The sequence below is a fragment of the Guptibacillus hwajinpoensis genome (assembly GCF_020171785.1).
In the GTDB taxonomy this organism is placed as follows: domain Bacteria; phylum Bacillota; class Bacilli; order Bacillales; family Guptibacillaceae; genus Guptibacillus; species Guptibacillus sedimenti.
Window position 1 is genome coordinate 423,711 of the sequence record NZ_JAIVAE010000003.1, and the last position, 23,080, is coordinate 446,790.

General features: G+C 39.9%; 23 protein-coding genes and 1 pseudogene. 3 read left to right on the forward strand and 21 right to left on the reverse strand.

The window, feature by feature from the left end; all coding sequences use genetic code 11:
- Positions 1-4 precede the first annotated feature (4 nt).
- The 8 genes from LCL91_RS06175 to LCL91_RS06210 all read right to left on the reverse strand — a co-directional run bounded on the left by LCL91_RS06175 (position 5) and on the right by LCL91_RS06210 (position 6,416).
- On the reverse strand, positions 5-829 hold the full coding sequence (locus LCL91_RS06175; protein WP_224880896.1) for a purine-nucleoside phosphorylase: 825 nt from the start codon (positions 827-829) through the stop codon (positions 5-7).
- A gap of 21 nt (positions 830-850) precedes the next feature.
- Positions 851-2,029 (reverse strand): phosphopentomutase, encoded by a 1,179-nt coding sequence (deoB, locus tag LCL91_RS06180; protein WP_224880898.1) that lies wholly within the window; start codon positions 2,027-2,029, stop codon positions 851-853.
- 142 nt (positions 2,030-2,171) lie between these two features.
- On the reverse strand, positions 2,172-3,062 hold the full coding sequence (gene xerD / locus LCL91_RS06185) for a site-specific tyrosine recombinase XerD (protein WP_224880901.1): 891 nt from the start codon (positions 3,060-3,062) through the stop codon (positions 2,172-2,174).
- Positions 3,063-3,075: 13 nt separating this feature from the next.
- Complete coding sequence (locus LCL91_RS06190) at positions 3,076-3,303, reverse strand: YqzK family protein (RefSeq protein WP_224880903.1); 228 nt, start codon at positions 3,301-3,303, stop codon at positions 3,076-3,078.
- A gap of 95 nt (positions 3,304-3,398) precedes the next feature.
- On the reverse strand, positions 3,399-3,878 hold the full coding sequence (locus LCL91_RS06195) for a Fur family transcriptional regulator (RefSeq protein ID WP_224880904.1): 480 nt from the start codon (positions 3,876-3,878) through the stop codon (positions 3,399-3,401).
- 121 nt (positions 3,879-3,999) lie between these two features.
- Positions 4,000-4,641: a stage II sporulation protein M gene (gene spoIIM / locus LCL91_RS06200; protein ID WP_224880906.1), complete on the reverse strand. Its 642-nt coding sequence runs from the start codon at positions 4,639-4,641 to the stop codon at positions 4,000-4,002.
- Positions 4,642-4,713: 72 nt separating this feature from the next.
- Positions 4,714-5,877, reverse strand: coding sequence for an endonuclease Q family protein (locus LCL91_RS06205; RefSeq protein WP_224880908.1), 1,164 nt, complete (start codon positions 5,875-5,877; stop codon positions 4,714-4,716).
- Positions 5,874-6,416 carry an NUDIX hydrolase gene (locus LCL91_RS06210; RefSeq protein ID WP_098444053.1) on the reverse strand — a complete coding sequence of 181 codons (543 nt, stop codon included), beginning with the start codon at positions 6,414-6,416 and terminating at the stop codon, positions 5,874-5,876. Before LCL91_RS06210 ends, LCL91_RS06205 begins: the two co-directional genes overlap by 4 nt.
- A gap of 112 nt (positions 6,417-6,528) precedes the next feature.
- On the opposite strand from LCL91_RS06210, the gene mciZ reads away from it, so the two are divergent.
- Entirely contained in the window at positions 6,529-6,687 is a 159-nt protein-coding gene (gene mciZ / locus LCL91_RS06215; protein WP_224880911.1) for a Z-ring formation inhibitor MciZ, read from the forward strand.
- 39 nt (positions 6,688-6,726) lie between these two features.
- On the opposite strand, the gene LCL91_RS06220 is transcribed toward mciZ, so the two are convergent.
- Positions 6,727-7,263: a cysteine hydrolase family protein gene (locus LCL91_RS06220; protein ID WP_369522936.1), complete on the reverse strand. Its 537-nt coding sequence runs from the start codon at positions 7,261-7,263 to the stop codon at positions 6,727-6,729.
- A gap of 140 nt (positions 7,264-7,403) precedes the next feature.
- Between LCL91_RS06220 and LCL91_RS06225 the strand changes: the two genes are divergently transcribed.
- Positions 7,404-8,315 (forward strand): aldo/keto reductase, encoded by a 912-nt coding sequence (locus tag LCL91_RS06225; protein WP_224880915.1) that lies wholly within the window; start codon positions 7,404-7,406, stop codon positions 8,313-8,315.
- 58 nt (positions 8,316-8,373) lie between these two features.
- Here the strand turns inward: LCL91_RS06225 and LCL91_RS06230 are convergent, their stop codons facing one another.
- From LCL91_RS06230 to LCL91_RS06240, 3 genes are read right to left on the reverse strand one after another with little or no spacing between them, the layout of a single operon-like run.
- Entirely contained in the window at positions 8,374-9,045 is a 672-nt protein-coding gene (locus tag LCL91_RS06230; RefSeq protein WP_425589660.1) for a CoA transferase subunit B, read from the reverse strand.
- Positions 9,046-9,052: 7 nt separating this feature from the next.
- On the reverse strand, positions 9,053-9,739 hold the full coding sequence (locus LCL91_RS06235; RefSeq protein WP_224880917.1) for a CoA transferase subunit A: 687 nt from the start codon (positions 9,737-9,739) through the stop codon (positions 9,053-9,055).
- Between the two features lie 21 nt (positions 9,740-9,760).
- Positions 9,761-10,945 carry an acetyl-CoA C-acetyltransferase gene (locus LCL91_RS06240; RefSeq protein ID WP_224880919.1) on the reverse strand — a complete coding sequence of 395 codons (1,185 nt, stop codon included), beginning with the start codon at positions 10,943-10,945 and terminating at the stop codon, positions 9,761-9,763.
- Between the two features lie 161 nt (positions 10,946-11,106).
- Between LCL91_RS06240 and LCL91_RS06245 the strand changes: the two genes are divergently transcribed.
- The gene (locus LCL91_RS06245; RefSeq protein ID WP_224880921.1) at positions 11,107-12,024 is read left to right on the forward strand and encodes a hydroxymethylglutaryl-CoA lyase; all 918 of its coding nucleotides are present in this window, start codon (positions 11,107-11,109) and stop codon (positions 12,022-12,024) included.
- A 54-nt stretch (positions 12,025-12,078) separates the two neighbouring features.
- Here LCL91_RS06245 and LCL91_RS06250 read toward each other — a convergent pair whose 3' ends face one another.
- The 9 genes and pseudogenes from LCL91_RS06250 to LCL91_RS06290 form a co-directional block, all read right to left on the reverse strand.
- Positions 12,079-12,240 carry a hypothetical protein gene (locus tag LCL91_RS06250; RefSeq protein ID WP_224880923.1) on the reverse strand — a complete coding sequence of 54 codons (162 nt, stop codon included), beginning with the start codon at positions 12,238-12,240 and terminating at the stop codon, positions 12,079-12,081.
- Between the two features lie 21 nt (positions 12,241-12,261).
- Positions 12,262-12,576 carry an iron-sulfur cluster biosynthesis family protein gene (locus LCL91_RS06255; protein ID WP_160918920.1) on the reverse strand — a complete coding sequence of 105 codons (315 nt, stop codon included), beginning with the start codon at positions 12,574-12,576 and terminating at the stop codon, positions 12,262-12,264.
- 1 nt (position 12,577) lies between these two features.
- Positions 12,578-13,138: a PadR family transcriptional regulator gene (locus LCL91_RS06260; protein ID WP_224880925.1), complete on the reverse strand. Its 561-nt coding sequence runs from the start codon at positions 13,136-13,138 to the stop codon at positions 12,578-12,580.
- Positions 13,139-13,376: 238 nt separating this feature from the next.
- Positions 13,377-17,663, reverse strand: a pseudogene (locus LCL91_RS22320) (S8 family serine peptidase).
- A 607-nt stretch (positions 17,664-18,270) separates the two neighbouring features.
- Complete coding sequence (locus tag LCL91_RS06270) at positions 18,271-19,359, reverse strand: FAD-dependent oxidoreductase (protein WP_224880927.1); 1,089 nt, start codon at positions 19,357-19,359, stop codon at positions 18,271-18,273.
- A 27-nt stretch (positions 19,360-19,386) separates the two neighbouring features.
- Positions 19,387-20,814 (reverse strand): dihydrolipoyl dehydrogenase family protein, encoded by a 1,428-nt coding sequence (locus LCL91_RS06275; protein WP_224880929.1) that lies wholly within the window; start codon positions 20,812-20,814, stop codon positions 19,387-19,389.
- 14 nt (positions 20,815-20,828) lie between these two features.
- Complete coding sequence (locus tag LCL91_RS06280) at positions 20,829-21,410, reverse strand: CDP-alcohol phosphatidyltransferase family protein (RefSeq protein WP_224880931.1); 582 nt, start codon at positions 21,408-21,410, stop codon at positions 20,829-20,831.
- A 13-nt stretch (positions 21,411-21,423) separates the two neighbouring features.
- Positions 21,424-22,080 (reverse strand): TVP38/TMEM64 family protein, encoded by a 657-nt coding sequence (locus LCL91_RS06285; RefSeq protein WP_224880933.1) that lies wholly within the window; start codon positions 22,078-22,080, stop codon positions 21,424-21,426.
- Positions 22,077-23,069 carry an ABC transporter ATP-binding protein gene (locus LCL91_RS06290; protein WP_224880935.1) on the reverse strand — a complete coding sequence of 331 codons (993 nt, stop codon included), beginning with the start codon at positions 23,067-23,069 and terminating at the stop codon, positions 22,077-22,079. Before LCL91_RS06290 ends, LCL91_RS06285 begins: the two co-directional genes overlap by 4 nt.
- Between the last annotated feature and the right edge of the window lie 11 nt (positions 23,070-23,080).

Here is a 23,080-nt window from a genome sequence, read left to right on the forward strand (position 1 = left end):
TAACTTAACCCATTTTACTTACAATTGTTTTCACTAATAGCAAGAAGTTAGCCTTCACCTTCTCTGTTGTTTCAATCACTTCGTCATGATGAAGTGGCTGATCGAGGATTCCAGCTGCCATATTTGAAATACAAGAGATTCCAAGTACATTCATGCCTGTATGTCTTGCAACAATAACTTCTGGTACAGTCGACATACCTACTGCATCGCCACCCAATGTCCGCAGCATGCGAACCTCTGCTGGCGTCTCATAAGTTGGGCCGGTATTTCCTACATAAACGCCAGATTGAAGCTTCATCCCAAGCTCTTTCGCTGTATCTTGCGCTAAACGTTGTAGCTCTAGCGAATATGCTGTAGACATATCCGGAAAACGAGGGCCAAATTCGTTGCTATTAGGTCCAATTAACGGATTCGTGCCGAAATTGTTAATATGATCAGCGATCACCATTAAATCACCAGGTTGGAACTCTTCATTTATTCCACCTGCTGCATTTGTTACAATCACATGATGAATCCCAAGTTCTTTCATCACTCGAACGGGAAATGTTACTTTGTCCATTGAATATCCTTCGTAGAAATGGAAACGCCCCTGCATGGCTGCCACTGTTTTACCATTTAATGTACCAAATACAAATTGTCCCGCATGCCCTTCTACTGTTGAAACAGGGAAATTCGGAATATCACTATATGGAATATGGACAGGATTTTCAATTTCTTCAGCAAGGACACCTAATCCAGAGCCTAAGATAAGACCGATTTCTGGAAGAAATTCTCCTACTTGATCTTGTATATAGGATGATGCATCTTGTATTTCTTGTTTAATCGTCATTTTTGTTCCTCCTCTTGATTCTCAAAGCTTTTCAAGAAAGCTAGTCCCGTGTTCTGGTAACGTTACCTCAAAATTATCCGCAATCGTTGCTCCAACATCTGCGAACGTTTGACGGATGCCAAGATCAACGGCTTCTTTAATGCCTTTATGATAAGCAAGTAATGGGACGTATTCACGCGTGTGGTCCGTTCCGTGATGGATTGGGTCATTCCCATGATCTGCTGTAATCAGTAGCAAATCATCATCTTCCATCCGTTCAAGAACTTCGGTCAGTCTTTCGTCATACTCTTCTAGCGCTTCACCATAACCCTGTGGATCTCTTCTGTGGCCGAATAGTGCATCAAAGTCAACAAGGTTAAGGAAACTAATTCCTTCAAATTGCATTTGCTGAGTTTCAATAAGCTTATCCATGCCATCCATATTAGATTTTGTACGAAGCGACTTCGTAACACCTTCTCCATCATAAATATCAGAGATTTTTCCGATAGCAATGACATCTTTCCCATTGTCCTCTAGCTCATTCATTACTGTATGTCCAAAAGGTTTTAGTGCATAGTCATGGCGATTGGACGTCCGTTTAAAATCGCCTGCTTCACCGATGAACGGCCTTGCAATGACTCTTCCTACCATATATTCTTCTGCTTTCGTCATTTCTCTTGCAATCTCACAAATGTGATAAAGTTCATCAAGTGGTACAACATCTTCGTGTGCAGCAATTTGCAAAACAGAATCTGCTGAAGTATAAACAATAAGGGCGCCTGTTTTAACATGCTCTTCACCAAGTTCGACTAGAATTTCAGTACCGGAAGCAGGTTTATTGCCAATAACCTTTCTTCCAGTCCTATTTTCAAGTTCCGAAATGAGCTTATCAGGAAAGCCGTCTGGGAACGTTCGAAACGGTTGCTCAATATGGAGGCCCATAATTTCCCAATGGCCAGTCATCGTATCTTTCCCATTAGAAGCTTCCATCATTTTCGTATAGTGCGCCATAGGCTGATCAGCTTTCGCGATACCATTTAGTTCACGAATATTACCAAGACCTAACTTTTCCATATTCGGCATCTTGAGGCCATTCATATGGTCGGCAATATGGCCCAATGTATCTGCACCTAGATCATCAAATTGTTCAGCATCAGGCGCTTCACCGATTCCTACTGAATCCATTACAACTAAAAATACTCTTTTAAAACGTTTCGTCATGTATATCCTCCTCGTTCATTATCCATTCAAGATTATTATTCCCTTGAAAAAAACAAAAAACACATATGTGAATGCGTTTACGAAAGCAGAAAAAAGAAAAAATCTGGCCAAAGACCAGACCTCTTTCTGGAGAGTGCCTTTATTAGGCTCTAGGATGATAAGTGGAATAAATATCCTTTAGCCTCGCTTTAGTCACATGTGTATAAATCTGTGTTGTCGATATATCGGCATGCCCAAGAAGTTCCTGTACCGCTCTCAAATCAGCGCCATTTTCTAATAAATGGGTTGCAAATGAATGTCTTAACGTATGTGGCGTAAGTGGCTTAAGAATGTTTGCTTTTACTGCAAGCTTCTTAAGAATTTTCCAGAACCCTTGTCTTGATAAGCTTTCACCACGATGGTTCAAAAACAGCATATCCGTACGATTCTTTTTCATTAATTGCCCCCTACCTTCATCAAGATAGATCGTGAGAGCATCTCTTGCCATTTTACCTAGCGGAACGATTCTTTCTTTATTTCCCTTACCTATTGTTCGAATAAATCCCATCGTCAAATGGATATCTTCCATTTTTAATTCAATTAATTCACTAACGCGTAAACCCGTCGCATATAACACTTCTAGCATGGCGCGATCACGTTTACCAAAGGGGGTTGAATAATCTGGAGCTTCCAATAATTGTTCAACTTCTGCTGTTGATAGGATTTTAGGTAACTTCCGTTCTGTTTTGGGAGTTTCGATATGTACAGAAGGATCCTGTTCAGCAGCCTTCTCCCGAAGTAAAAACTGATGAAATGCTCGTATGGATGCAATATTACGCGCTATTGTAGTGGATGCTTTCCCATTGTCTCTAAGAGCATAGAGATAGTTTACAATATGCATGCGCCGAACATCATTCAATGAAGATATATTTTCATATTCATTTAAATGTTTTAAATATTGAGCGAGATCTCGCCTGTATGCATCGAGCGTATTTTTGGACAGGCTTCGCTCAACGATTAAATAATGCAAAAAATCCTGTACCTGATCTTTCATTGCAAACGCTCCCTTATTCACCTGTCTGGTAAAACAAATTGAGCCTTTCAAGGAAAGTGAGCTGAGTATCCGATTCCATTTGAACGACTTTCACCGCTTTTCCTTGTGGCACATCATAGCGATGGTAATTCTGGTATTCTTGATTTACCCAGAGAATGCCAAAGTAAAATAGTAAAGTACATCCAGTAAAAAGCAAGAAAACTTTCATTGTATCTAACACAACCAATAGACCCTGTTTCAATCTAACGCACCTCCATCTCTAGTAAAAGGTATGCCAGAGATGGAGTTTTTTATACATCGTTAGGATTTGTAGAGTCACAAAAATTGTTTTACCTATTAACTATGATTAACAGCTTGTTCTGACGGTTCTTTATCTTCCTGCTTTTGACAGCGATAACAGATTCCATGAAACGTTAGACGATGATCTTTGATTTTAAAATTCCAATCGTTTTCAACTATTTTTTCTACATCTCCAAGCAAATCTTCCTGAATTTCATCTACTGCACCACACTCAATACAAACCAGGTGATGATGAAAATGGGCAGCACCCTCTTGTCTTAGATCAAACCTTGACACACCATCGCCAAAATTGATTTTATCAACGATTTTCAATTCAGCTAGTAGCTCAAGTGTACGATAAACCGTTGCTAGGCCAATTTCAGGAGATTTCTCTTTAACGAGTAAATACACATCTTCAGCGCTTAAATGGTCTTCTTCGTTCTCAAGAAGGACCCGTACGGTTGCTTCCCGTTGAGGTGTTAGCTTATAGCTTTGAGAATGAAGATGTTTCTTAATTCGATCGATTCTGCTTTCCATGTCCCATTTCCCTCCCTCGATCGATGCCATTTTCATTATAAGCAGTAGGCAAAACGGTGTCAAATTAAAATTATTATCAACCCAAAATTGTAATTATTATCATCTGATATTTATTTCAATATCATTTTATATCTATAACTGCTTTTATTAATCCAGGTGACAAATAGGCTTCAAACCACGCTGCAACACATAAGATCATCAAAGCACACAAAATAAGAGCCGAAAACCTCATGAATGGAGGGAAGATTGGTTCTGACCTTCTTTTCATAACTAATTGTTTCATTAGCCTAAGTGAAAATGTTAAAGAAGCTGTAGCTACCACAATCATTACCGGAACGGCAAGAATGTTTTGTGGAAATACAGATACGAAAGCCAACAAAAATCCTTTCCAACTCATTTGGTTAACTAGAAACCCTACAGTAAATCCTACAACAATTCCTTTTAGAAAAAGCATCACTAACACAATAGGGAGACCGATAATTGTAAGACCAAGAAGCCACATCAAACCGATATACTTCGCATAGTGTGTTAAACTTTGCTGAAACATTTCAGAAGATGATGCAAATTGGCCATCGGATACCTGTCCAAAAAAACGACTTAAATAAACCGCAAGATCTTCTTTTTGAGTAAAACTTAAACTATTTACGATAACAGCTCCAAACACAATTCCCATCAGAAACAAAACCGCAATAAATGTGTAGAGAGATAACTGATCTGATAGATGAGCGGATATCATTTGCTTTAGACGTCTACTACGATTCATACGTCTTCCCCCTTCATACCACCTTTGGTAAAGTCTATGAAAAGGGAGTGAAACGTATGACTAATCGATAGATTATCTCTTCTGCTTGATGACCTTGCCGTATGTCCCACCGCCGCCTTGTTTTAAGGCAAGTTCTCCACTTCGTGAAAGGACAATTAGATGAGCGAGTGGTTCACCTACTACATTAGCCAAATCACTTTCGCTAACGGCGTGGAGAATGTTCATTTCGGTTCCAAAAACAGCTAAAAGCCGTTCGAATGTTTTCGGACCAAGTCCTGGGAGAAAATCTAAGGGAACATGGTGAATATAAGGCGGGCGCATAGGATGAGTGGAAGCTGAACTTAATTCTTGAATTCGATTCAATACTCCTTTCACTATTTTATGACTACCACAAACTTCGCAATACGTTTGAATTACAGGGGTGTGACATTGAGCACAACTAGTTCTATAATATTTACCTAACTTTGGGCTTAAGCCGAAATTCGCTTTAATCCCCCGGCCTTCACCCCCTTTTAAAGCCTTCGACCATTCTGTAAATGACGCCTCTCTTACAGATAATAGCTGATATTCCCTAGCCATTTTTTGTATGGAGTGCGCATCGGAATTAGTTAAATAAGGGAAAGGATGAAGCTCGTGGATCTGGTCTGCCATTTGCGTATCTGATGAAAGTCCTAGTTCAATTCCGTCTATTTTATTAAGATCTAGCACTTCACTTATTGACCGATGAACCCCTTTACCATAAAGACTTTTAAATGGTGTAAATACATGAGCAGGTATGAATAAACCAGCAAGTTCTTTTGTTTTCTCCTGAATAACTTCAGCCTTTTCATAGATCCGCTGTGAGCTAAGCGAGATGTTTTTCATGCGAGAATTAAGCCATTCTGAAAAATGTTTCATTTTTGATAAATTCGGCAAATACACTAATACGTGAATGGGACCATGGCAGTTTTCATCATAGATTTCAATTTCGGTTCCTAAAATGAGCGTAAGCGAACCGAAACGAATGCCACCATCTTTCAATTCATGTCCTTGACCTCTACCAATGTATTCTTCTAACTCTGCCATCACTTCAGGAACGTGACAATCAATGACACCAATCATATCAAGACCTTTTCTCGATCTCGCTTCTTTTAAGATTGTAGAAAGAGTTAAAGACTTTGCTCCTGTTATTTTCACTGCTTTATTGGTCCTTGTTCTCCCAATATGGATATGGAAGTCTGCATAACATAACTTCATTTCATCAGCTTCATTTTTAAATACATGATCGCATATGCCGTTTTTGCGTCATGAATCTCCTGGCTATCTAGCATTTCTTCCATTTCTTCTATTGATAAATGAAGCAGATCAAGAAATTCATCTTCATCAGCGGACTGTTCTCCCTTTTTCGTTAATCCTTTGGCAACATATAAATGGACAAGCTCATTAGCAAAGCCCGGAGAAGTATAGAACGAAATCACTTTTTCAAGTTTCTCACACGTATAACCGGTTTCTTCTTCTAGTTCACGCACAGCAGTTAATTCAGGCTCTTCACCTTGCTCAAGTTTACCTGCTGGTATCTCTACAATCGCTTTGCCAAGCGCTTTGCGATATTGCCTAACCGCGAGTATTTTATCATCAGGTGTTTGAGCAATAATTGCAACGGCACCGGGATGATCAATTAATTCTCGCTTGCTTTGTTTACCGTTCGGTAACTGCACATCCTCTACTCTAACGTCAATAATCCGACCTTCATAAATGGTTTCTGAGTGCAAGGTCTTTTCATATAAATGGTCCATTGCTTCATCATCTCCTGGTTCTAAAAATTATAATCGATACATAAAGTCTATCACATGAGACAAATAATAGGGAAAGATAGCACCGTATCGAACTATTTAGGAGGTCTTGTTTATGAAAGTTTATATTCAGCCGAATGGGATTACGATGGTTGGAAAACCAAAGCAAATTCAATTAATGATCAGACACTATATGAATCATTATGATACGATTGAAGAATGGATTCATGCCCCTGCAGTTCGTACAAAATCGCACTTGAGATTAATTCAATAAACAAGAAACGCTGCCAGATATTTTGGCAGCGTTTCTGCTTTAACGAATTTCGGTTTTGAAGATGTTTTTCATTTGCTGTAAAAAAACATCATGATGCTCAGAGAATGTAGTCATGCATTTGCTTTCTGCAACGGTATGAAATCCTCTTGCATAGGCACCATACGCGGTTAAAAAATCACATATATCGGTACATACGCCTGAGAGGTGAACGGTGTCTATGTTTTTGCTCTTCAATATTTCTTCGAGGTTTGTATTATAAAAAGCGTCATATTCTTGTTTAGGTACATAGGTTACTTGTGCAAGATTTTGATTCGCTTCAAACCAAGTTTTCAATTCCCCATATAAGTCTTGGCCCCAGGATCCGATAACATTATGTACCGGCCAAATCTTAAAGTGCTCATCATTTTCTTGATGGGCATCCATACATATGACAACTTCTTTTCCTTCTTCAAGAAACTCGTTTGCGAGCGTGATAATATTTGGAACAATCTGCTGCCCTACTTTTCCTGAAGTAAGTCCACCTTGATCGTGAATAAAGTCATTGCTCATATCAATAATTAATAACGCTTCTTTCATCATTCTCCCCTCCTAGTGCCTTTACTATAGCAGGTGTTTTTTTCATGTGACAAGACACCAATAACCAGCATATCATTGGCGTGAAATCGCTTATAACGGTACACTTGAAATAGAATTAACATTAGGAGGTATGCTTCGTTATGAAAACCAATCAAATTGGCAATTCAAAGTTGCATGTTAGTGAAATCGGACTAGGAACCATGTCACTAGGAACCGATCGAGCGAAAGCTGTCTCACTCATTCATGAGGCGATCGATAACGGCGTTACATTTATTGATACAGCAGATTTGTATGACTTCGGTTTAAATGAAGAAATCGTTGGAGAGGCTTTGCGTGATCGAAGAGATTCAGTTGTTCTTGCAACGAAAGCGGGAAATCACTTTGAAGAAGGAAAAGAGGGATGGTACTGGGACCCGTCTAAAAAGCATATTAAGGGAGCCTTAAAAGACAGTTTGAGACGTTTGAAAACAGATCATATTGACCTTTTCCAACTACATGGTGGTACGATTGAAGATCCGATTGATGAAACGATCGAGGCTTTCGAGGAATTAAAATCTGAAGGTCTCATTATTGAATATGGGATTTCTAGCATTCGACCAAATGTGATTCGTGAATTTGTAAAGAAATCTTCTATCGCTTCAGTCATGATGCAATATAGTATACTAGATCGTCGGCCTGAAGAAGAAATGCTAGATTTATTGCATAACCATAACATTAGTGTCATTGCTAGGGGTCCTCTCGCTAAAGGAATGTTAACTGATCGATACGATGAAAAAATTAAAGAAGATGGTTTTCTCGACTATTCTAAATTTGATGTTCATGAAACGGTTAAACAGCTGAATGAGATAAAAGGGGACAAGCGCAATTTGACTCAGACGGCACTTAAATATGCACTTGCTCACCCCGCTGTAGCCACCGTTATTCCCGGAGCTAGTCGAAGTGAACAACTTCTTGCAAACATTACCGCACAGAATGCTCCAGACTTAACACCCGATGAAGTACAAAAGATACGTGACGTTTCGAAAAAAAATGTATATGATAAGCATCGTTAAATTTAATATAGCGCAGTCATTTGACTGCGCTATTTCCTTTTCGACTCAAAATTAAAATCTAAAAGGCGTCTAATATGGGATTATTTATGATTAGTTCTGGTTCTGTTGACGCTTGAATTTGCTCAATACTATAGCCAGTTGCCACTTCTTTTAATACAAGTCCTTCAACTGTAATATCAAGAACAGCTCGCTCCGTAATAATGCGATTGACAACACCTTTCCCTGTTAGAGGAAGGCTACATGAGTTTAGAATTTTAGGTTCTCCATTTTTGTTAACGTGGTCCATAATCACCACAATCCGTTTTGCTCCATGAACGAGATCCATTGCTCCTCCCATTCCTTTAATCATCTTTCCAGGTATCATCCAATTCGCAAGATCGCCATTCTTCGAAACTTCCATTCCCCCTAAGATGGCCACGTCAATATGTCCTCCTCGAATCATTGCAAATGACTCAGCACTATCAAAATAAGCGGCTCCTTGCATTGCTGTAACCGTTTCTTTTCCTGCATTAATTAAGTCAGGATCAACCTCGCCTTCACTTGGATAAGGTCCAATACCTAGAAGGCCATTTTCCGATTGAAGAACGATCTTTTTACCATCTGGAATGTAATTAGCTACCATTGTCGGCATTCCAATTCCCAGATTTACGTAAGAGCCGTCCAGGATTTCTTTTTCAGCACGTCTTGCAATCTTTTCACGAACTGCTGCTTTATCTACTTTAACCATCATTAGCCTCCTATCGCGTCGTTAATCGCTCAATCTTCTTTTGCTGCTCACCAACAATAACCTTCTGTACATAAATGCTCGGAGTATGAATAGAATCTGGATCTAACTCTCCAATCCCCACTAATTCTTCTACTTCTGCAACCGTTACTTTTCCTGCGGCTGCTACCATTGGGTTAAAGTTGCGTGCCGTTTTGTTGTAGACTAAATTCCCCATTACATCTCCTTTGAGTGCTCGAACAAAGGAAAAATCAGCTTGTATCGCTTCTTCAAGTAAGTATTCTTTTCCATTAAATGTTTTTACTTCCTTTCCTTCAGCAATTGGCGTTCCGACGCCGGCTGGAGTATAGAAGGCCGGGATTCCAGCCCCCCCAGCTCTAATTCGTTCTGCCAGTGTTCCTTGTGGAATGAGCTCCACTTCTAATTCTCCTGAAAGCACCTGTCTTTCAAACTCTTTGTTTTCACCAACGTAAGATCCAATCATTTTTTTTATCTGTTTATTTTTAAGAAGCAATCCGAGACCCCATTCATCTACTCCACAGTTGTTTGATATGACTGTTAAGTCCTTCGTTCCTCTCTCTTTTAATGCAAGAATTAAATTCTCTGGAATACCTACTAAGCCAAACCCGCCAACAAGAATCGTTGCCCCGTCCTGAACATCTTGAACTGCTTCTTGAAATGAATCAAGTATTGGTTTCATTTCCTTATACCTCCTGCCATTTTAAGTTCGTTCAACAATTGTTGCTACTCCCTGTCCTCCACCAATACAAAGCGTAGCTAGACCATAGCGCTCATTTCTACGTTTCATTTCATGTAGTAGAGTTACTAGAATTCGAGTGCCACTTGCGCCAATCGGATGACCAAGTGCAATAGCCCCACCGTTTACGTTTAAGATTTCTTTATTGAAATCAAGCTCTCTTCCAACGGCAAGAGACTGTGCAGCAAAAGCCTCATTTGCTTCTACAAGATTCATTTGTTTCATTGAAAGCCCCGCACGTTCAAGTGCTTTCTTCGTAGCCGGAACTGGACCTAGCCCCATAACGCTTGGATCTACTCCACCGCTTGCATTCGAGCGAATAACAGCAAGGTATTCTATTCCAAGTTCATCTGCCTTCTCTCTACTCATTAAAACAACAGCGGCTGCGCCGTCGTTAATTCCAGAAGCGTTTCCTGCCGTAACCCCACCGTCTTTCTTGAAAGCCGGTCGTAACTTTGCAAGTTTATCAGCCGTCGTTCCTGGTTTAACGTATTCATCCGTATCAAATAATAGAGGTTCACCTTTTCGCTGTGGAATAGAAACAGGGAGAATCTCTTCTTTAAATCGTCCTCCTTCAATAGCAGCCTGTGCTTTTTGTTGACTCCAGGCAGCAAATTCATCCATCTCTTCTCTGGTTAGATGATAATGATCACAAAGGTTCTCAGCAGTAACCCCCATATGATAATCGTTAAATGCGCACCATAATCCATCTTGAATCATGCTATCCACCATCTTTTGGTCACCCATTCGCAAGCCTTCTCGCGCTCCGTTTAATAAATAAGGTGCCTGACTCATATTCTCCATCCCACCGGCGACAACAATATCTTGATCGCCAAGCATAATAGATTGAGCTCCTAGATGAACAGTTTTCAATCCTGAACCACATACTTTATTAATTGTCATCGCAGGAGTTGAAACTGGGATTCCCGCTTTAATCGCAGCCTGACGAGCAGGATTTTGTCCGAGACCCGCTTGAAGAACGTTTCCCATAATGACTTCTTCCACCTGATCTATCGATAAGCCAGCTTTTTCGATCGCTCCCTTAATGACCGCGGCCCCAAGTTCTGTAGCAGAGATAGATTTTAGTGAACCATTAAATGAACCTACCGGCGTTCTGATAGCGCTTACAATTACGACATCTCGACTCATTTCGATTTCCTCCTTATGTATCTATGACTCTCTTCTACATAATTCTTACTGCATTCAAATAAATCCTTCCTCCAAGTAAGAATTTCCATTATTCAAACGATTCTCTTGCCAGACTCTATTTCCTTTGTTTTAATTAAAGATAGCGCTTACAAAGAAGGGTGATGAATGTTTTGCTACCACAACACGCTACAATCATTGAAGTAGGTCCAAGAGATGGGCTTCAAAATGAACAAAATCAGATCAAAACAGATGATAAAATCCGTTTTATTAAAGCTCTAAAAGCGGCAGGAATGAAAGAAATAGAGATTACTTCATTTGTCTCACCGAAATGGGTTCCCCAAATGAAAGATGCCAGTGAAATAGTTAAAACATGCCTTGATGATACTCGGAACTTTGTCTTAGCTCCTAACCGTAAAGGGATAGAGAGAATTAAAGAAACGAATGTGAAAGCCATAGCACTTTTTGCTGGTGTTAGTAACTCCTTTAATCAAAAGAATAGCAATAAAGGAACAAAGGAGCTTCTTCATGAGCTCTTGCCTTTAGTCGAAGAATTAAAAGCGGATGGTTACTTCGTTCGAGCCTGTATTTCCACTGCTTTCTATTGCCCATATGAAGGGAAAATAGACGGTAATGATACAATTGACGTGTGTCAACAATTTGTTAATGCAGGTGTAGATGAATTAAGCGTAGCAGATACTATTGGAATGGCCACTCCAGAGGAATCGCACAACCTTTTTAGCCAACTTGTAAAGGAGTTTCCAACAACGTTGTTAACAGCGCATTTCCATGATACACGTGGAATGGCCCTTGCTAACATCTATGCATGTCTCCAAGCTGGAATTTCAAGATTTGATACATCAGCTGGCGGACTAGGTGGCTGCCCTTTCGCCAAAGGAGCGACAGGCAACGTCGCCACAGAAAGTGTTGTTTATATGTTGGAGCGAATGGGGATCGAAACAGGTATTAATCTAGAAAAACTAATGGGAGCAATAAATGAGATTGAGCCTCACCTATCTAGATCCATCCTAACACCTTACCGAACGTTATATAATAAAGAAAAGGAAGGTTCTATAAAGTAGACATATAAATATTATGGTAAACCAAAAAAATAAGCACACAGAAGTGTGCTTATTTCACCCTTTAACTATAGTTAAAATAATACTATAGATTAGAGCTAGAATTAGTCCACCGATAACCGTAATTCGATCCATCTTTTGACCTTTAAATAGATTCAATACTCCCTTTACGGCCATAAATACTACGAAAAAAATAACAAAATACATCAAAAACGTCACTCTAGTAAATCCCCCTAATCGTTATCCTTTGTTTATATACCGCATTCTCGGGTTAATGATTTCACTATCGCTCTTAAGCATAAAACACTGGTGTTTCGGAAGGAAATCAATTTTCATTTCTTTATCAAAAAACACTTTATATTGTTTCTGAATCAATACAGGTCTAAAATTTGATTCAAGCGTCATATTAAAATCACCCTGAGCGGAATCATTTACTAATTGCGTAACCCCGTTCACTACACACCCGCAATCTTCGATGTCATAATGTAACTTCATATAACCCTCAGAATCATGTTCTAATTTCTCGATCGCTTGATCTGTGAATGTCACTCTCATGTTATCTCTCCTCTCCACTATCTTCTATAATAACGTCTATAAACTTAATAGCCCAGTCACACCACTCAATCCAGGTTTTCATCTGACGTCTACCGTATTCAAGCGTTAGATATTCCCCCAGTCGATCTTTCTCTATTCTATGATCAACTGCATTTTCTTCTTTCCAGCTGTTCATATGCTCAAGCACCATTTGATGATGCTCTTTACTCTCTTTTAGAAATTGGATCGCTTCTTCTTTTGGAATAAGGTGAAATAAAGAAACACGCATCAATTGTTCGTTTTTCATTTTAGGTGGGTCTACAGTATGATGAGCAAGCCATTCAATGAGAAGACGGTACCCTTTATCTTCAATTGAATAGATCTTTTTATCTGGAAGATCTAACTGCGGAACAATTTCAAAGCTTACTAGCTTCTCTTTCTCCATCTTACCAAGTTCTCGATAAATTTGGGTATGATGCGCAGACCAAAAATGGATCATCGTTTCTTTAAATTGTTGTGTTAGCTCATAACCGGTTGATGGTTTCTTTGTAAGTAATCCAAGAAGAGCATATCGTAAAGCCATATCATCATTTCCTTTTCAGCAATTTGCTTCTTCTCCATTATAAACGTCTTTACAATATCTTTGCACATTTGAAGTTGCAAATCCACATTTGACAATTAATTTGAACTTTATTTTATTTGTAATGATAATAAAAACGCCCCCTCTCACGGATAATATGTTTATACGTTGCTTAAAGATACTGGACAAATCAAAAAAGCAGGCTGTCTATTTCGACTGCCTGCTTTTTCGATGGTTTAAACTATTCTTTCGTATTGATATTTAGTAATCCTTCCGCTGTTTTTCGTGTCTCGTTGCCAAAAGAATCTTTCACTTTCACTTCGATCTCAGCACCTTCAGCCACCACATTCGAAGTAGCTGTCCAGTAACCGACATAATGCCCTTCTGATACTTCCATCATTGGAAATTCAGTCATACTTGAAGGCATCATCGTTGGATTCACTAGCGGCATACGAATTGAGAAAGTAGCCTTTATTCCTGGAGCGCTATCGAATTCAATTTTCACTGATTCTCCTGCTTGAAGATCTTTATTTTGATCTGGTTTTAATTGATTAATGACCAATTCTTCTTGCTGGGAATAAACTTTGATCGACTTTTTCGTTTTATTTCCTGCTTTGTCTTTCGCCACTACTTTTATAATGTTCTCACCTTGCTCGAGCAGCATCCGATGTGAGAATACACCATCTTCTACTTTCGCTTTCGTTCCGTTAACCTTTACCCAAGCAAGATTTTCATCATGAACGTCACCTTTAACTGTTACTGATCCTTTATTTGTTTTCCAGTCATCTTTAGGAGATGTGATCGTTAATTCCGGTTTCGTTTGATCTAAAGTGACCATAACAGCATCAGATTCTCCCGTCATCCCACGATCAGTCGATGCACGAGCTGTTAACTGATTTTCACCATCGCTCAATTGGATTTCTGTTGTAAAATTACCTTCTTCATTAGAAGTTGTGACAGCTTCTTCTTCGCCATTTTTCATAACATGAACGTCTGTCATTGGTGCCGTCTCACCGTCAACTTCAATGCTATTCTTGTTTGTATACGAACCGTCTTTTGGAGATGTAATCATTGGTGCTGTTAGTTCATAATCAACGACTGCACGGATCATATAGTTCCCTTCCTCTTCAGGAGCCTTAGACCATGCGCCGCTAACATATTGAAAGCTTCGGTCGACATATTCCCCGTCTTCATCTGTTGCAAGACCCGGAGCATTTGGATTGGCATCCGCTTGAATATAAGTGAGATAAAAATCACCTTCTACGATCACTCCTTGATCAGACAGATCAACCATCGTCCATTCGCCATTTCGAAGAGCAGTCGCGTCAATTGGACCAGCGAGTTTCTTACCTGGTGCTCCATCCGGACCTGATGCATCATGAATTTCGACTTTAAAATTTGTGCCGCCTGGATTTGGCCATTCCGTATTCCAGAATCTAAATAACCCTCCAGTCACAAGCGCACGTTCTTGACCTTCTGCTAGCGACATTTTCACAGCCCAACCGTTCCCAGCATCATAGAACGCTCTTGCGTTCTCAGCAGTACCATCGTCATACCCGATTTCCCCTGCATATCCGATGAATGGGGAAAGATCAGCATTCTGTACAACGGTCTCGTTCGCTTCCACAGCGACGTTAAATGTTTCGCTATAGTAACCAGCCGCAAGAACTTTTAACGTATACTCCCCTTCATAACCTGTTACTGAATAATGTCCTTCTTCATCAGTTTGAACAGGTGCTATAGCAGCATCTTCTACTAATAAAACAGTTGCATCTTGGATTGGCTCTCCTGTTTCACTATTCGTGACTGTTCCTTCGATTTCTCCCTCTGGTATCGCTTCTAATGTGAAGTCAGCTTCTGTCACTTCATCATCTACGATCGTCACTTCCTGAGTCTCTGACTGGTAGCCATATGCTTCTGCAATAGCTGTGTAGTCCCCTGCTGCATGAGTCATGGAATAGCTCCCATCTTCCAAGTTCGTTGTTGCAGAGCGCCCTGTCTCAAGAATAGAAACTTCTGCTTGAAGCGGCAGAGCTTGAGGCGTAGGTGATGGTTTCTCTTGAACTGGATTTACAACAAGCGGTGAAGGTTTTAACTTGTCAGGATTGACTTTTTCTTTCGCTTTGGCACTAGCAGATTTTTCTTCAGGCTGAATAGAAACTTTCGCGCTCTTTTTCTTAGCGGCGACTTCCATCGGCTCTGCTGATAAACTTACATCGTCAATATACCAGCCCTGCTTCATCACGCTACCATCCGTCTCGACGTGAAAAGCTAAATAAATCCGCTGATTTTCATAGGCTGATAAATCCACCTCTTCACTCACCCATTCATCAGAAAGATTATTATACTCCGCAAGAGCTTCCCAATTTTCCTGATCGGTTGAAACGAAGAGATGACCATAATCATAGTTTCTTTCTAGTTCATACCATTGATTGAATTGAAGATAAGCTTCACCTTCTGGTAAATCGATAGGAGGCATCATCAGCGTCATGTTAGCACTGTTGTCATATGCTCCATCAAGGTTGGTTCCATAAACCTTTTCTCCAGAGTAAGCTTCAGGACCAACCGTTGGCGTCCCCCACTCCCATGAATTATTTTCTCCCCAGCTCATCCATCCAGCTGGCTCTGATTCAAAGTCCGTTTCGTATCCTGTTGAAATACCAGGGATAATTTCTACCTGATATTCATCCGTTGTGACAACATGTCCACCATAGTCTTCGATTTTAAACCTGTAACTAACGGAAGGTTCACTGACGGCGTCACCTGGAATAATAGCTTGATAGGATCCAGAAAGATAGTTCCCATCAATTCTTGTTGCTTCAGTTGACGTCCACTCTCCGTTATGAGCATATTCAAGCTCTACACTCGTTACGCTCACATTATCTGTCGCTGTGACGGTAAGAGGAAAGTCCATCTGAGCATAAGCCTCTGCAGGAGCATCGTGTTGATACGTAGGCTCTTCTTCATCGCTTCCTTCTTTCATTACATCACCCTCTAATGTACCGAGCCCACTCATAACAGAAGAAACAGCGTCAAATGCATTCACTAATCCATAACCGTAACCATTATTCGGAGAATCTGGGAATTCATCGTCTGTAAGTGGTGTGACGGTGTTTAAAAAGATGTCTTCTATATCATCAACCGTCAACGATGGATCTGCTTGACGAAGGAGAGCCGCGATCGCTGATACGTGGGGCCCAGCCATCGACGTACCATTCCACCCTCCTTCATAGCTACTCCCTGGTACCGCAGAACGGATATTAACTCCAGGAGCTGAAACGTCAGGTTTTATTTCATCATATGGGGATGGTCCCTGTAGAGAGAAACTCCCAAGAGCATCATTGATATCTGTAGCTCCCGTAGCAAATGACTCAGGATAATTTGCTGGTGTTGCGATTGACTCCGGACCTCCGGGATTAAATAGTGTTGTATTACCCGCGGAAAATTATGGAAATATATCTGCATTTCGCCAATTTTGAACCATTGGGCGATACCATTCGTCAAGCCCAGGTCCGCCTCCCCAAGAATTGTTCACGACATCAGGAGCCTTCTCAGGGTGTGGATTGCCTTCTGCATCCTTAGGAGCAATAATCCATTCTCCTGCTTCAAGAAGATCGATATCTGTTCCACCGTCTTCGCTAAAAGCTTTTACCGCTATCCATTTTGCCCCAGGAGCGACGCCAATCTCATTCGAACCATCCGGTTCAGCGCCAACCATAGTTCCCATTGTATGAGTCCCATGTGCGAGATCATCATATGGGGCGGCTTCTCCGCTTACAGCGTCAAACCAGTTAAATTCATGATCTACTCCTTCAGAACTATATCCTCGATACTGTTCCATAAGAGCGGGATGATCCCACTGAACACCGGTATCAATGTTAGCGATCACCGTCCCTGCCCCATCAATTCCCATATCCCATACTTCAGGAGCACCTACTCGATCAATATTCCACTCAATTGAGTTCGTATCTGCAGTCGTTTTAGCCTTAGTTTTCGTTTTATCTGGAATTGGCTGAATCTGCCTGATTTCGTTAGGAAGTATTTTATCCACTTCAGGAAACGATGCTAACTGATTCATTACTTTTTTTGTTGCTGTTACTGCCATACCGTTTACGATGTAAAATGATTTTATGTCTTCTGCATTGCCTTTTTTCTCTTGTTGTTCTAAGTATGTGGACACAGAGTGTTGTGTTTCAATAGACGTAGCTCTTAACGCATTAACAACAGCTGATCGCTTAGTGATTTCAGCTTGAAAGGAAGTTAAGTTGTTTTTCTTAGCCTTTTCTTCAGCTTCTTTCGCAACTTTTGTCGTATCAGCTTGTTCTGCAAATTTAATCAAGAACGTTACTTTTTCGTTCTTCTCAAATGCTTTCGCTACCTTCTGATCAACGCGTTTCACTTCATCATTCATGGATACAGAAGAATCACTTTTCGCGTTCGCTTGCATCGCTGGTTGTATGAAGCTCGTGATGAGGAGAATAAAACAAGCAAAAAGAGCTACGATTTTACGTTTGCTTCGTTTTCTCAAATTTCTTCCTCCCTCATTATTAGTTTTGTATTTACACTCTGCCCTCCTTTTGTATTGCCGGGTTCACTTAATATGCTATACCAGGATTTGTCACAACCCAAACAAAAATGACTAAATTTTCAGAAAATGATTCAATTCTCTCAAAGTACTTTTAATATAAAAAAATGATGATTGTCCTAGGTGTATGTAGTATTTTGACGGGCGATATCGTTTTTAAATAGCCTTTAGCGGTTAAGGACTATGGAAGCAGCGATGATTACTTTAGTAACACGACTATGACGAATTCCCTAAACCTTCTTTTTATTCCATTATGATACCAGTACAAAGAAGGACTTTTCTCAAATAACGCGTAATCGACATGCCATAAAGATTGAAAAACGATTCTCATTTGTCATCTTTCGCTAGTAATCGTGTCGTCAACCCCTTTCTTTTCAACACTAAAATCCGACAGTGTTTTCTCATGCCCACTTATAAAGTCGCGGTCTTTTTGTATGAATTAATGCAAAGACCAATTATGATATTTCCACATAAAAACCCCTCTTTCTTAAAGAAAGAGGGGTTTTGACAGTCTTTTTCATTGCGAGAAAAAAGGGATAACGGTATTTACTTACCCATTCACCTTGTATGTGTTCATAAACTTTTGATCAATTCGATTTTTTAATTTCCATGAGAGAGGATGATGAAGCACGATTCTCCCATATATCAGTAATCCCTTTTTCTGACCAGTAGAAAGGATCGACAAGTAAGTATTTTTAGGTTGGAAACGCCGACCATTCGCTTCTTTCATGAATCCCTTAATATTCTCCCAAAGGATCTCGGATTGTCGAACGGCTACAACACCCGCTTTAGGAAGACCCGGATACTGCCGGATTGAAGCACAATCTCCCGCTGCAAAAATGGCAGGATACTCCTTTACTTGTAATGTATCTTCTACAAGTAAGTAACCCTCTTGATCAACAGGTAATTGAGAAGTTTGAAATAAACCGGGAGCTTTTGGGCCAGTTAACCATAATACTTCATCATAAGCAATTTGGCTACCAGTTGAGGTGATAATGTGACTAGACGTGACGTTTGCCACTTTTTCTTTCAAATAAAGTGGCAAATTTTTATCTTGAATTATTTGCTTAATTTCTTCCTGTGCCTTAGCAGAAGCATTTTCTAACAAGGGCGAATGAGAAATGATTGAAACGGGTTTCTTATCCTCAAGTTTTCGTCTTGCGGATAGAGATAAAGCCATTTCAACTCCCGCAGCACCCCCTCCTACAACGACGGGGTTTTTTGCCTCCTGCATTGCTCTCGCTACTTCTTCTATACGATAGTTGGGTTTTATGCGTAGAGCATGCTTCCTTGCACCAGGGACATCGATTCCGGCTGTTAATGAACCGATATCAACGGAAAGAACATCATATGAGAGAATATCGCCTTTTTCGGTTAACACAACTTTCGCTTTCGCATCAATCGATAATGCTGCACCCTCTGTAAAATGAATGCCTGCAGCCTTTGCTAGTGTAGGAATATGTATACGCATGTCTTCTTTGTTATACAGACCCTCGAGATAGCCCGAGAACATTCCAGAATAATATTGATACTCAGAAGGAGAAATGATTGTCACATCATGCTCTCCTTTTTCTTCCTTAAGCTTCCTCATGATGTAAAGATGAGCATGTCCTGCTCCAATTAACAACAGCTTTTTCAAACTTCTCCTCCTCTGTCCTCTGATTCCTTATCGAACCCATTTAATGTATTTTTCTGATACCTTAGGCAGCCAACCATCAAATAATTTTTCTCTCCAAAATAAATCAGCTGCTTGATTTAGGATAGCACCTTTCGTTGGATATGGATGAATAACTGTAGAAATGTCTCCAATTTTATGGCCATGTTCTTTTGCAAACACAATTTCCTGCATCCAGCTACCAGCATCTTCCCCAACAGCATGAGCACCTAGAATATGCCCCTTCATGTCTGTTATTACTTTTAGAAGTCCATTTTTTTTGCGCTCAGCTATAAAACGATCCACATCTTCTGTACCAACCTTGAAAACACGAATTTGATCGCCATGTTTCTCTTTCGCTTCCTTTTCAGTCATCCCAAGATGGAACACCTCAGGATCAATATAAGTAACCCATGGAACGTTCTCATAGCTTACTTTTCTCTTTAATCCAAACACCGCGTTTTGTACGATAAGCTTTCCTTCCATACCAGCTCCATGTGTAAACGGAAAGGCGCCATTCACATCTCCGATTGCATAGATATGAGATTGGCTTGATTGTAATGTCGCGTTAACTGTAATAAATCCATTGTCCTCATCTACTGAAGCTGCTTTTAAATTTAATTTATCTGTATTAGGCTTTCTACCCGTTGACATCATAATCATTTCTGATTGGATCATCTTCTCTTCGCCATTTTCAACATACGTCACAACTTTATTCCCATTTTCCTCTTTAATTCCTTTTACTTCTGCATTAAATACAAATGAAAGCTCTTTTTCCAATTCCTTTGTAGCAATTGGAATGATATCATGATCTTCTTTTTTCAGAATGGTCTCAGAAGTTTCAAGTATGGTTACATTGGTGCCAAATCTTGAGAGAGATTGAGCAAGTTCAAGTCCCACAGGACCCCCACCTATAAAAACGATACTTTCAGGTAAGTGATCTAAATTGAAAATCGATTCATTCGTCAGATAAGAAACATGTTCCACTCCGTCAATTGGAGGGACTTTCGGGCTTGACCCTGTGGAAATCACGATTCGCTTTCCTTTGATAGGGTTCTCTCCATCAATGAGAACAGTATGACTATCTTTAAATGCACCTTTGCCTCGGTAAATGTCTACCCCTAATTTCTCAAAGCGCTCATCGCTATCAATTTCTTGAATTTCATGGATCGCTTCTTTCACACGATCGATCGCACGACTAAAAAGCACTTCACCACTGACCGTAAGTCCAAACTCTTTTGCGCCTTTATAGATAGCATGAACTTCTTTAGCTGCTGTAATAAAGGCCTTTGAGGGAACACATCCAAAATGAAGACAATCTCCACCTAAACCTGGTTGATCATCAATTAAAGCCACATTTGCTCCCATATTAGCTGCACCAGATGCAGCAGTAAGTCCACCAGAGCCTCCGCCTATTACAATTAGATCATATTCTTTCATTTGTTCCATCTCCTCTATCCTAGTATCCTTTTTGCTTCTGCTAGTCTTTGAAAAGCAGTAAATAATTCAATTGCTACAAACGCTAGTGTTAAAACAACTAAAAAATTGTGAAACAAAATCATTGCTGTAAATAGAATAAAACCTTCTGTCCTCTCCGCAGCCCCAGCTTGATAATAGAATGATTTGATCCCTTTTTTCTCTGACACAGCCCCTACTGTAAGGAAGATTGTCATGGCAAAAATGATGGAAGTGCTTAATAATAACAGTGCCCACATTGCTTCAGGAAATTGAAAAGCAAGACCTAATATGACACTAATTTCAACTACTCGATCAAAACTCACATCCAATACGGTGCCAAAAGCAGATGGCTTTGTTTTCCGAGCCATTGTTCCGTCCACAGCATCAAGAAAACCTGAAGCCCATAAAACGATAACCGCACAAACATAATAATCAAGGTAAATAAATATACCAGATGAAATACCAATAATGAATGAGATGACCGTTACTTGATTAGCCGATAAACCTATACGAAGTAGCGAATCTGAAGTGCGATCCATTAAAGGCTGAACATATTTTCTTGCATGAGTGTCAAGCATGACAGCACCGTCCTTATTTCAGTTCTTCTTCAACAGAAGGTCCGAATGCTTTTCTGCGAATATATAGACTTACGAGTAGTAATAGAAGCAATACTGCAGCAGCAATAATGACCGATGAAATATTATTTGATAAAAAACTTGCGCCAAGAAAATTCAACGCAATGGCGCCTGGTAGCATCCCAAGCAGTGTTGCTAAATAGTATTTCCTTCGATTCACATTAGAAACCCCACAAACATAGCTAACTAAATCAAAATGGAGAAAAGGGACGAGACGCAACAACAGGACATAAAGAAAACCCTTTTCCGATAATCGTTTCTCCAGGTTTTCTCCCCTCCGCTTCCAAGATTTCGGTAGAATGTTCATCCCTAACTTTCTTGCTAACGAAAAGAAAAGAAGAGCTCCTATGGAACCACCTACCACAGCAAGAACTGTGCCAAGCAGGGGGCCAAATACTAATCCACCACTGATTGAAATGATCGATGTAGGAAAGAGAACAAAGGGACGACCAATACAAATAAGCAGGAAAATTAATGGGGCATAAAAGCCGAATGAGGAAATCCAACTACGAATGTGAGAAGGTCTAAAATCAAATACATATTGATTTAGTAAATAAATAACAATGATCAGTGCCGTTAATGCTAATCCTTTTAAAATTGTTTTACTTGTCATTGGGCAAGTCCCCACTGATCTTTCTGAGTAGAATATTTTTTCATTTCTTCCCTCTTAGCACTTAACAGCACTTCTTGGCCAACAACTAAACGATTATCTGACATGGCAAGAACACTTCCCAGTTCCCATGAGATACGATAGCATTCTATGTTGTTTTTCACTGTAATCGCGCTTACCTTTCCTGAGACAAAAGTGAAATCCTGGATACTAGGTTTATCTTGAACTGGAATAGCTTTTAATTTACTAATAGGAATAAACCCTTCTTCTAGAGCCAAACCTTCTCCAATAATTTTAGCACTCTCCATAGATGAAGGATTTGTGACAACATCATAAGGATGACCAATTTGGATGAATCTGCCCTCAAACATAACCGCAAGTCTATCGCCCATTTCGATCGCTTCGTCACGGTCATGAGTGATAAATAGTGAAGTGATGCCTTCCTCTCTTAATAAATCTTTCACCTCACCACGAAGTGATTCTCGTAGTGTAGCGTCAAGTGAGCTAAAGGGCTCATCTAATAAAAGTAGATCTGGTTTCAGCACTAGTGCTCTCGCAAGTGATACTCTCTGTTTTTGACCACCTGATAACTCATGCGGAAAGGCATCTTTCCATTTAAACAGCTTCACTTTTTTTAACATTCGTTCAGCTTGCCTCACACGCTCGGTTTTTGATACTTTTTTTCTTTTCAAACCATAAGTTACGTTTTCTAATACAGTTAAATGAGGAAACAATAACGAATCCTGAAACATCAAGACCACCGATCGATTTTCTGGTCTCAGTCTCACTATTGACTTTTCTCTTAAGTAAATGTCTCCTTCATCTAGACTTTCTAAACCAGCAAGACACCTGAGGAGTGTACTCTTACCACACCCTGAAGGCCCAACAACTGTAAAATGCTCACCTTCTTCAAGATGAAACGAAAGGTTTTGCAAAATGGATGTATTTGAAAATTTCTTATAAATATTTCTGCATTGCAATAGCTGGTTCAAAACAATCTTCC

Coding starts and splice junctions, on each gene's coding strand:
- LCL91_RS06205 (WP_224880908.1), bottom strand. CDS start 5,877: ATGAAGTTATGTTATGCAGACTTCCATATCCATATTGGGAGAACAAGG.
- LCL91_RS06195 (WP_224880904.1), bottom strand. CDS start 3,878: ATGGAAAGCAGAATCGATCGAATTAAGAAACATCTTCATTCTCAAAGC.
- LCL91_RS06225 (WP_224880915.1), top strand. CDS start 7,404: ATGAAAACCAATCAAATTGGCAATTCAAAGTTGCATGTTAGTGAAATC.
- LCL91_RS06230 (WP_425589660.1), bottom strand. CDS start 9,045: ATGATGGTTAAAGTAGATAAAGCAGCAGTTCGTGAAAAGATTGCAAGA.
- xerD (WP_224880901.1), bottom strand. CDS start 3,062: ATGAAAGATCAGGTACAGGATTTTTTGCATTATTTAATCGTTGAGCGA.
- LCL91_RS06235 (WP_224880917.1), bottom strand. CDS start 9,739: ATGAAACCAATACTTGATTCATTTCAAGAAGCAGTTCAAGATGTTCAG.
- deoB (WP_224880898.1), bottom strand. CDS start 2,029: ATGACGAAACGTTTTAAAAGAGTATTTTTAGTTGTAATGGATTCAGTA.
- LCL91_RS06175 (WP_224880896.1), bottom strand. CDS start 829: ATGACGATTAAACAAGAAATACAAGATGCATCATCCTATATACAAGAT.
- LCL91_RS06210 (WP_098444053.1), bottom strand. CDS start 6,416: ATGGACCATTTATATGAAAAGACCTTGCACTCAGAAACCATTTATGAA.
- LCL91_RS06255 (WP_160918920.1), bottom strand. CDS start 12,576: ATGAGAGTGACATTCACAGATCAAGCGATCGAGAAATTAGAACATGAT.
- LCL91_RS06280 (WP_224880931.1), bottom strand. CDS start 21,410: ATGCTTGACACTCATGCAAGAAAATATGTTCAGCCTTTAATGGATCGC.
- LCL91_RS06220 (WP_369522936.1), bottom strand. CDS start 7,263: ATGAAAGAAGCGTTATTAATTATTGATATGAGCAATGACTTTATTCAC.
- LCL91_RS06275 (WP_224880929.1), bottom strand. CDS start 20,814: ATGAAAGAATATGATCTAATTGTAATAGGCGGAGGCTCTGGTGGACTT.
- spoIIM (WP_224880906.1), bottom strand. CDS start 4,641: ATGAATCGTAGTAGACGTCTAAAGCAAATGATATCCGCTCATCTATCA.
- LCL91_RS06285 (WP_224880933.1), bottom strand. CDS start 22,080: ATGACAAGTAAAACAATTTTAAAAGGATTAGCATTAACGGCACTGATC.
- mciZ (WP_224880911.1), top strand. CDS start 6,529: ATGAAAGTTTATATTCAGCCGAATGGGATTACGATGGTTGGAAAACCA.
- LCL91_RS06260 (WP_224880925.1), bottom strand. CDS start 13,138: ATGGCTTTACGATATGCTCTTCTTGGATTACTTACAAAGAAACCATCA.
- LCL91_RS06245 (WP_224880921.1), top strand. CDS start 11,107: ATGAATGTTTTGCTACCACAACACGCTACAATCATTGAAGTAGGTCCA.
- LCL91_RS06240 (WP_224880919.1), bottom strand. CDS start 10,945: ATGAGTCGAGATGTCGTAATTGTAAGCGCTATCAGAACGCCGGTAGGT.